The organism is Vibrio sp. 1180_3, assembly GCF_029478545.1.
Classification (GTDB): domain Bacteria; phylum Pseudomonadota; class Gammaproteobacteria; order Enterobacterales; family Vibrionaceae; genus Vibrio; species Vibrio aestuarianus.
Genome location: NZ_SJFM01000057.1, coordinates 1 through 9,082 on the forward strand (window position 1 = coordinate 1; position 9,082 = coordinate 9,082).

Genomic DNA, 9,082 nt, shown 5'->3' on the forward strand with positions numbered 1-9,082 from the left:
CTCGCTGCTTTATAAGTTGCTGGGTGCCATCAGGTGCCTTTGTGAAGGCTTGAGCCTAGTGCGGTGAAAGTTGCACGCTGGGTTCTTAGAGGGACGACACTTGGTAACAGGTGTCGTCTACTCGACACTTCTGTGTTAAGAAGTGCCAACTGCGAAAGTTCTGGACATTTCTTTGTTATATTAGTAATCAATGATTTAACTTGGGTATGGGAAACTCGTTTAGTTGAGTGTCCAGTCTGGCTGGAGCAGATCAGTGCAAGCGGGCTGTTACACTTACTTTGTACCGCGTCGCAGTAAACTGAAATTTATATTGTTGTCAGGAATGTAATTTTCAGATTACCGTCCATTCGCGCTTAGTATCATAAGATAAATCCATCTGAAAAATGTAAAAGGTTCAAAGTATCATTCTATCGGATAGGATTGTTTCCTTGAAATTTTTTATAGCGCTCTCACTCCTTGTTTTTTCTTTTTCCACTTACTCATCAGATCACCTTCGATTAGCCACTTACAACTCGAAGTTTTTATCTGCCTGCATGAACAAAGTTCGGGTCATCAACTATCAAGAAACAGTTCATAAACTCAATGCAGACATTATTGCCCTTCAAGAGGTAAGGGATCGCTACGCTGTAGAGCGCTTTTTCCCATCTGATCAATGGAACATTATCATCGACGATGAAAGTACAGATGACTTGAACTTAGCTTTTGTGATTCGCAAAGGCCTAGATTTCCGATTGGCTTCAGGCAACATCTTAAATGCAGACGAAAATATTGATTTTGCTTTTCCAAAATCAAATAGCCATTTTATTGATGAGCGAAGGGTATTAACGCTCTATGTGACCTATAAAAACAAGGAAATCCTCTTTCTTAATCATCATGCTAAGTCTCGCTATAACGGACGCTCTATTACTGATGAGCAGCGAACTCAAGCTGCCTTAGACCTTATAGACTACATCACCACCAGCTCTACCCCATACATAGCCTTGCTCGGAGATTTTAACGACACACCAGACGACCGCTCCTTAAATACCTTGGAAATCGGCCTTTTATCCACTCTTCATTTGGAAAATAACAAAGGGAGTTTTCTTGTTAACTTGACCGAGCCTTTGATTGAGCAGGACGCGGTCTCTTATGGATTGAAAAGCAACGACGTCACGGACTCCATTGTAAAAAGAATTAATCCCTCTATTACGGGTTCACGCCAAAAGAACCTAGAGGACTTTGATACTGATCTTGCAATGGACAAAGCGCTCTACGATCAAATTCTCTTAAGCGCTTCCTTATATGATTTCCTTGGCGGACAACTACAAGCGAAAGCCTTTGACTGGCCCATAGGTATTCAAGGCAATGACGACACTAGAGCTTCCGATTATATTCCCATTTACGTCGATTTTTCTTGTCTAGATTGCGAGAAACCCACACTAAAAATCAAATCCTTGCTCCCTAACCCTGCAGGTAGCGATACAGGGAAAGAGACTGTCACGATTCACAACATAGGTCCAGATTTTCAAGGAACGATCATTTTGCAAGATCGCTCTCTCGCTCACGAAGTGATGGATATCAACATTAAGAAAGACCAGATACTCACCCATACCATCTCATCGGGTGTCACGCTCAACAACACTGGCGATACGATTCGAATCTTAAACAGATACGAAGAGCTTATCGACGAAGTGACTTATACAAAATCTCAAGAACAAACGGAAATTTACTTTTAAGGAATGATATGAAGTTGAAACCTCTCTTCTCCGTTGGGGTTCTTTTCGCGATAACGCTATCGGGTTATACCCAAGCATCAAACGAATGGAATACCACACAAGTCTATAACTCTGGTGACTTAGTCACTTGGAAAGGGAAAGCATATCTCTCGTCTCATTGGACACAGGGCGTGGAGCCGCTAGAGAATGACATTAACTGGGATGGCTGGATTTTCGTTGATGAAAACAACCTAAAAACGTGGACTCCTCAAAACGCATTCCTCGGTGGAGATCTGGTAAAAATCGATAGCCAATACTATATGGCTAATTGGTGGAACCAAAACGAGTATCCAGAAACATCATCGTCTTGGCGCCACTTAAAAAACTTCGAGTTCAATGGCGATACATCACCAGATAAACCCGTCGATAATGATTCTGTTGAAGGTTTAGATACTGACAATAATGGTGTCAGAGACGACTATGAAGTGACCATCAGAAATCTTTACAGCAGCGAAGAGTTGTTGAATGTTGCTCTTTCTGCAAGCCAAGAGTGGAAAAAACTCATCAAACTAGGGTTAGACGAATCTATTCCTGTAACAAAAGAAGAAGCCTCACAGATCTTCGTTAATTTGATCTCCGCATCACGTTGTTTCACTGAAATCAGAAAAGCAGATCCGAATTTCAAAAGTCCAACTCAGTTTTATTTTAATACGTTCGAGCGGGCGATGAAAAAGAGGGAAGCAGAAGACAGATTGTATCGGACACTTCAAGGAGATCTGTCTCTCATCAACCCACCTCAATCTCCATGCAATAACTTGACTTTGGTAACTCAAAATGAAAACTAAAATCATGGCAACAGCTCTCACGTTGATCGTAGCCTCAAATGCTTACGCCTATACCTGGTGCGAAAATAGTATCGATAAGTTGCAGCTTTTTTACGTTAACGGCATGTACACCACAGCCATTGGTTACGCAAATAACCTAGATGCTCTGGATGATTTTCAAGACGGTTACCTCAATCACTTTCGTAAAAATGGTGAGGTCAAAGGTGCCTATAACCAGTATGAAGGCCACATCAAACAGCTTTATCAAGTGGCAAGACAAAAGTATCAAGATTTAGACAGACACAGTCCTGAGTATATTGTGTTGACATCCATTCTTGGTGGTTTTATTTACGAGCTGTCGTCAGATCAATTCAGTACTATTACCCCATTTTTAATTGATCTTATGAGTTTTCTTCCAGACCATGAAATCGAATCAGAGGTGGATTTCCAATACGCCATGAATGGGTTACGAATCGCATTGAACAGCTGTGCGAGAACTGTGTTGATTGGTCATTCACAGGGCAACTTCTATGCGAATGCCTTAGTAAATGAAATGACAAACACTTATACATATGAAAATGGAGCGAACTTAAAGGACTACCCTATGCTCGGCATGATGGGGATCGCTAGCCCCGCAAGCTCAGTAGGGGGGGAGTTTGGAAGTAATAATCCGAATCTTGTCGGGGTCCTAACCAATGACAATGACATTGTCATGGACGCAGTTAGGCAACTGTTAGGTGCTGTGCCAGCTAATTACAAAGCCGTTGAGAATTTATTGGATGCGACTGGACATGGTCTTATGGCGTCATATTTACACTCTCATGGTCAAGCATCCGTGATTGCCGATAACATCAGTAGAATAACGAGAAACCTTGTTCCTTTTCCAATTTTTGACCAACACCCTTCCAGCTCCTCCGCGATCTCACATATCGGGTATTCTGAAGTGAGCAAGATCTTGGACATTCGATTTAGAGATGGTGGTGGATACCGATATGACAATGTCCCGTTGCCCTTATGGAATAGCTTTTATGATTCGACATCTCACGGCTCTTATTTCAACAAAAATATCCGAGGAAAATACACGTTCACACAATTAGAACCATAATAGGTTATGATTATTAGATAGGACTCTCTTTATCAAATTTCTAATAGGCATTTCAGCGTTCTAGGGCAGGGTAGCCGCACGTGTGTTTGATATTTGATCTAATAGAGTGACTTTCTTTTCAGCGGTTCGATAAAAAAGGTCTCGGTGTTCAAATATCACACAGGGCTTGCTTAAGATTTGCACTCAAGCTGAGTAAATAATGTTCATGAGTTCGCCCTGGTTGTATCCACATAAAGGTAATAAATATACTATACGAATAATGTCTCACCGATGGTGGTGTGTTTATCTGTATCGCCACCATCGAACGAAAATACATGTTGCTATTAGTTTCCTTGCTTTGCATGCTATGCCCTCATCTAATACGCCTAAATATGAGTTTCTATTTGACCTACGCTATGTTGAAATTTCATTGATTCGGGGTCGAGGTATGTGAACATCCTTGTGCTATTGCGGTTAAACATAACTCCGTAAACGTCTTTCCTTTAAATGCAAATCAGCTTGGTATACCTACATTTAGGAACAGCTATTTAGTCATTGGCCTCCTGCGGCGTTAGCCGCTCGCAATCAGCACTGCGTTCGCAGCGCATCAATCGATGTTTGTTTAATATCCTATGCCCGAGGTCATTGAAGTCTCTAGCTGTTAGATGAAATTAGGATCATGCTACGAATAATGAACATTACACTGGCGCACCAAAAGAACTAGTATTTTCCGTGAATTAGCCATCACAATCTGGTATCTGAGTCTATACCTCTAAAGTCACTGTTAATGCGCTTAGTTATTTGCTTCGTCCTATATGAGATGTTAGATATAACCACATCACTCATACGCAAGTTGGTACAGAAAGTTGAAAACTTGTCAGATACGCTCATTTACACCTCAATAGCTAGTTGAAATACCTACGTTTTATTTGGGGGCATTTAGAGCGAACACAAGGTATATGTCAGAAATATTTAACTTTTTCGAAAAGCTATGGGGTCAGGTCTTGCCTCTTGCCATCCATTACTTTTTGTATCTCAAAACTAGAAAATTGTCTGAAATAACAATTCGAGCCGTAGCTCACTTTGGGGCAAAGGTGAGCCAGTCAAGATTCGACTGACCCAAAGTGAGGCAATTTCTAAGTTCACTACTTTGCTAAAGAGGACTCTCTATTGATTTTTTAACTGTGCTTTTTAGGTTTTGCATAAAACATTTAAAGTGCGGCATGAAGTTGATGAACAGTGGATGCTTGCGATCCTTCATCATCACTGGGCCAAGTAAGCGAAGCGCCACTGCTACCTTTGTCGCATTCTCAGGCTCTAAACCACTGCCCTTTTTTAGGCCTTCTACGATTTTGAATAAATCTTCACGATCTTGATATTCAAACACTAGTGTTCTTGCTTCTTCCATGCCCACGTCTTCGATTGTGATGCGGTATTGTTTGTCTTTACGAATCTTCGGGATCATATCTGTTACCTTAAAATTATCGGTTTTGGTATCGTGTCGTGCTTTTGGTAAATCAACGATTGGCTTTTAAGCCATTAACTCTTAAGAAAGCGCTCTACCTTTGGCTTGATTGTCATCGATACGGTGATCATCAGTACTAGCGCCACTGGAAGTGCCCCTAGTACCCCGTCCATCCATGCTGTTACAAACTCTGATTGGTTATCCAAACCAACGCTGTTGTATGCACTGGTAAATGCCATGCCTGATTCCATAATAAGTGCCATGATCACGCCTACCAATGCATCTCGTGCTTTTGCTGCCATATTTGGTAGCAGATTCTCTGCGCCTTTAGTTAACAGCGCCATCATGGTGAAACCCACTGGAATCACGGTCACTAGCGCGGTAAAAAAGTTCGTTGCCCAATCAAAAAAGAATGTCTCAGTGAAACCTAAGTTAAGGTACGTCATTGTACCGATGATCGTGCCACCCATAAGGCTAACCATGCCCAACATAACCAAGACTTTCTGAATGATTGGCGTCTTCTTTTGCTCTTGAATCTTCTTTTTAACAAGAGTTGATTCATTTATCACTGCTTCTACAGCCATTCGCTTCTCCGGTCTTGAATTGACCTTCAATTAAGTTGACAATATCAACCATAATCATGCTAGTTGATATTGTCAACTAGTTTTTGCCGGAGAAATTTATGTCTGATCCTAAATCCCTAGATACGCTGTTTAAATTGGTTCACGCACTCAAACGAAATGTGCACGAACATATTGAGAAATTAGATCTGGATATCGCACCTATGCATGTGCGCGTTTTGAAGATCATCGCGAAGAAACCACAATGCACTGCGGTCGACATCGCAAACTTTCTGGATAGAGACAAGGCTCAGGTTACTCGCCTATTAAGCAGTTTGATTAAACAAGAACTGATCGTAAAAGAGCCAAACCCGGAAGATAAGCGCAGCCAATGTTTACGTGTGACCCCAATCGGTCAAGAGATCATCGATAAACTTGATGGCGTGGATATTGTAATGTTTGAAAAAATGAAAGCGGGTATTAATGCTGATGATTTAGCGACTTTTAAACGTGTAGCGGGCTTGATGGTAGAGAATTTAAACTAAACCTTAAGATGTGGATTCGATATTGAATTATTAGTCTCTTTTTCGTGCTCTAGCTTGGAAAGGGGCAAAGACGAGTCAGCGAGTTTGCTAAATTACTAATCTATGAATTGTTTAAATATCCCCCATACTGCTACGCTTAGGTTATAGTTTTACCCTTTTTAACGCTAAGTCGTTTCTAAGCAAAGCGTGATCGTGCCGCATGTAACCAACTCTAGATTCATTAGTGTATGCTGTTCTTTTACTTTTCCAATTGATAAAGGTTGCCCAAAAAACTGGCATTGGCACTAAGTTCTCCTGATACAAAAGGATCTTACCCTGCTTATTTACAGTGCTCTTATCTACAATCCTGAACCGCTCATTACCTTTATTATCTAACTCTGCGTTAGCATATGTAAGGCGATATTTAGACTCTAACCTATTTACATGTACCAATCGAAATAGCTCATCAACATACGTAGCTTGTTGTTCATCAGATACAAAGACATTTGCACAGCAATTTAGTAACTGCAATTGATTAAAAAAGTCTATGTCTTTATCTTTTTTCGTTTTCAACCAACCATCTTGAGATGGTAGATTATAAACATCAGAATCATAAGCAACGAACTGAACAGTAGGTGTCAGAGGCAAACTAATAATAAGACCAGCACTAGCTAGACCAGATGCTTCTTTGCAAGCGAGAGTTTTTAATATGTGCAACCTATTAACCTCTACAGCAGGATCGTCAGATGTAATGAAGCTGATGCCACTCTCGTTTCTAATTAAACAAACTTTCAAATCATTCAAGCATTCTTTCAATAATTGAAAACGCTCAAAAGAATCTTTAACAGCTTCCTCCATTTCCAATCTATATTCTTGAGACGATATTTGAGCTGCCTCAGTGAAAGCACTTGAAATTTCAACACTACGCCTTGATGTAGCCTCTGTCCGTTGTTGCTGTAAAAGCCAGTATTGGAGTAAGAATAATGCATCGTTACAAGTAAGCTTATAGTTTGGCGATAAAATTCTATCAACAACCCTTGAGAAGTTACCTTCAATAGACTGCAATTCTTTTTCTATCTTCAAGTCTTTACCATAAAAGTAATTTTTTGAACATTGTCCTTTAATGGCAGCTCTTACAATAAACTGACGTCTATCGATATTAAACAACTTGGATTCAAGTACGAAGTGCGACACCTCTGAACATAAAAACAGTAAGGTGCGATAATCATGAAGTTTGCTCCCGCCAAGAAGTAAAAAACATGAAATACACACACCTCACTGAGATTGAAAGGTATATGATTTCTGCGCTCAGAAAGCAAGGGATCACTACCGCAAAAATAGCTAAACAACTGGGGCGTCACAAAGCCACTATCTATCGAGAAATTGAACGTAATTGTCGTTACAACAAGTTCTTCGATAGGTACTCTTATCAACCAGAGCGAGCACAGCAAATGGCGCGCAACCGGCTTAGTCGTTCACGGCGAAATAAACGCTATACCAAACTTGACTTCAGGCTACCTGAAGCATTGCTACGACTGGATTGGAGCCCTGACCAAATCGTCGGATACCTAAGGATGAGAGGCTATCCAACAATGAGCCACGAGCTCATTTATCAGCACGTTTGGAACGACAAAACTCTCGGCGGAACGCTATGGAAACACCTACGCCAATCCACCAAGAAAAGGCGGAAAAGGTACAACTCAAAAGACAGTCGAGGACGGCTGGCAAATAAGCGTCATATTGCCGAAAGACCTGCAGACGCTGAGCATCGAAAAGAGCCTGGCCACTGGGAAATTGATACGGTCGTGGGTCGCGGAACCAAGCACTGTATCGTCACTTTAGTCGACAGAATGACTGGCTACACTTTTATCGGGCAAATGGACGATAGAACATCCGAGTCGCTCAACGTAAGAATGAGCAAAATCATGACCCGCTCTGACTTACCTTTTAAAACGATAACATCAGATAACGGCACTGAATTTCATGGTTATGCACAACTAGAAAAACATCATAACTGCCTGTTTTACTTTGCAAATCCATACCATTCATGGGAACGAGGCACTAATGAAAACACCAATGGTTTGATACGACAATACTTACCAAAACGAACTTCCATGTCACACGTGACACAGAAGCTGTGTAATGAAATTGCATATAAATTAAATACACGCCCACGCAAAAGGCTTGGGTATAGAACACCAACGGAGTATATTCATGCGCATCTGTAGAAAGTGTCGCACTTCAAACTTGATACTAAGCAAGCTAATCGATGATCGATTGTTGTCAGAGGAAAATTTCTTTAGATAGCATTGTGGTACATAGTGCTGGTTTTTATTTGAAGCCATAAGGCACATCTACAACTCATTGAATATGATTGGCGTATTATATATTGACCTGATTGAGAAATGCATCAAATCACGCTAACACAGTAAACTAAGATTTAGCTCTAAGCTTCAAATCATAGTTAACCCTCACAATCAACCGTAACAAATAAGCAAGCTTTGGCGTATATAGAGAGTTTTTTATGAGGAAAAGTAAGCCTAATTGCTAAAAACCACACCGAATTCGATTTCGTTCTGACACGCTTCGGGGCACTTTCGAGTTAGAAAGTGCCACAGGTAAAAATTCAATCCGAGAAGCTTTTGGACATAAATGAGCCAGCGAGTTCACTACATTAGCAAAAGATGGATTAACTCAAGTATGGAAAGCTGCGATAGAAAAAACAAGACCTTGCTGCTTCAGCGTTACTCTGACTCACCATTCCCCAAAGTATGTCCAGTAACATTGAAACAAGACTCGTCCGAGGTATGCGCCCCATAATCCCACGGGGCGTTTTAATTTCAGTGTGAGACGTTCCAAGGCAGAAGAGAGTTAATATCAGGCTCTGGCTTTGCCAGTTCTTTCATACATTTGACCATGTAATCGTAGAGT

General features: G+C 40.9%; 8 protein-coding genes. 5 read left to right on the plus strand and 3 right to left on the minus strand.

Annotated features, from left to right (window positions below; all coding sequences use genetic code 11):
• Positions 1 to 428: 428 nt before the first annotated feature.
• From EYW48_RS19755 to EYW48_RS19765, 3 genes are read left to right on the plus strand one after another with little or no spacing between them, the layout of a single operon-like run.
• Positions 429 to 1,715 (plus strand): endonuclease/exonuclease/phosphatase family protein, encoded by a 1,287-nt coding sequence (locus EYW48_RS19755; protein ID WP_192075778.1) that lies wholly within the window; start codon positions 429 to 431, stop codon positions 1,713 to 1,715.
• 8 nt (positions 1,716 to 1,723) lie between these two features.
• Entirely contained in the window at positions 1,724 to 2,539 is an 816-nt protein-coding gene (locus tag EYW48_RS19760; RefSeq protein WP_176245922.1) for a carbohydrate-binding protein, read from the plus strand.
• A complete protein-coding gene (locus EYW48_RS19765; protein ID WP_176245923.1) occupies positions 2,529 to 3,623 on the plus strand; it encodes a KTSC domain-containing protein in 1,095 nt (364 codons plus the stop codon). The genes EYW48_RS19760 and EYW48_RS19765 overlap by 11 nt, the downstream gene beginning before the upstream one ends.
• Positions 3,624 to 4,755: 1,132 nt before the next feature.
• On the opposite strand, the gene EYW48_RS19770 is transcribed toward EYW48_RS19765, so the two are convergent.
• Together EYW48_RS19770 and EYW48_RS19775 are read right to left on the minus strand one after the other, a co-directional pair.
• Positions 4,756 to 5,067, minus strand: coding sequence for a DUF3861 domain-containing protein (locus EYW48_RS19770; protein WP_277432908.1), 312 nt, complete (start codon positions 5,065 to 5,067; stop codon positions 4,756 to 4,758).
• A 74-nt stretch (positions 5,068 to 5,141) separates the two neighbouring features.
• The gene (locus EYW48_RS19775) at positions 5,142 to 5,651 is read right to left on the minus strand and encodes a DUF2798 domain-containing protein (RefSeq protein ID WP_277432909.1); all 510 of its coding nucleotides are present in this window, start codon (positions 5,649 to 5,651) and stop codon (positions 5,142 to 5,144) included.
• A 98-nt stretch (positions 5,652 to 5,749) separates the two neighbouring features.
• On the opposite strand from EYW48_RS19775, the gene EYW48_RS19780 reads away from it, so the two are divergent.
• The gene (locus EYW48_RS19780) at positions 5,750 to 6,172 is read left to right on the plus strand and encodes a MarR family transcriptional regulator (RefSeq protein ID WP_277432910.1); all 423 of its coding nucleotides are present in this window, start codon (positions 5,750 to 5,752) and stop codon (positions 6,170 to 6,172) included.
• Positions 6,173 to 6,313: 141 nt separating this feature from the next.
• Here the strand turns inward: EYW48_RS19780 and EYW48_RS19785 are convergent, their stop codons facing one another.
• Positions 6,314 to 7,318: a DUF4238 domain-containing protein gene (locus EYW48_RS19785; protein ID WP_277432911.1), complete on the minus strand. Its 1,005-nt coding sequence runs from the start codon at positions 7,316 to 7,318 to the stop codon at positions 6,314 to 6,316.
• Positions 7,319 to 7,410: 92 nt separating this feature from the next.
• Here EYW48_RS19785 and EYW48_RS19790 point away from each other — a divergent pair, with 92 nt between their 5' ends.
• Entirely contained in the window at positions 7,411 to 8,379 is a 969-nt protein-coding gene (locus EYW48_RS19790) for an IS30 family transposase (protein WP_277432912.1), read from the plus strand.
• Positions 8,380 to 9,082 lie beyond the last annotated feature (703 nt).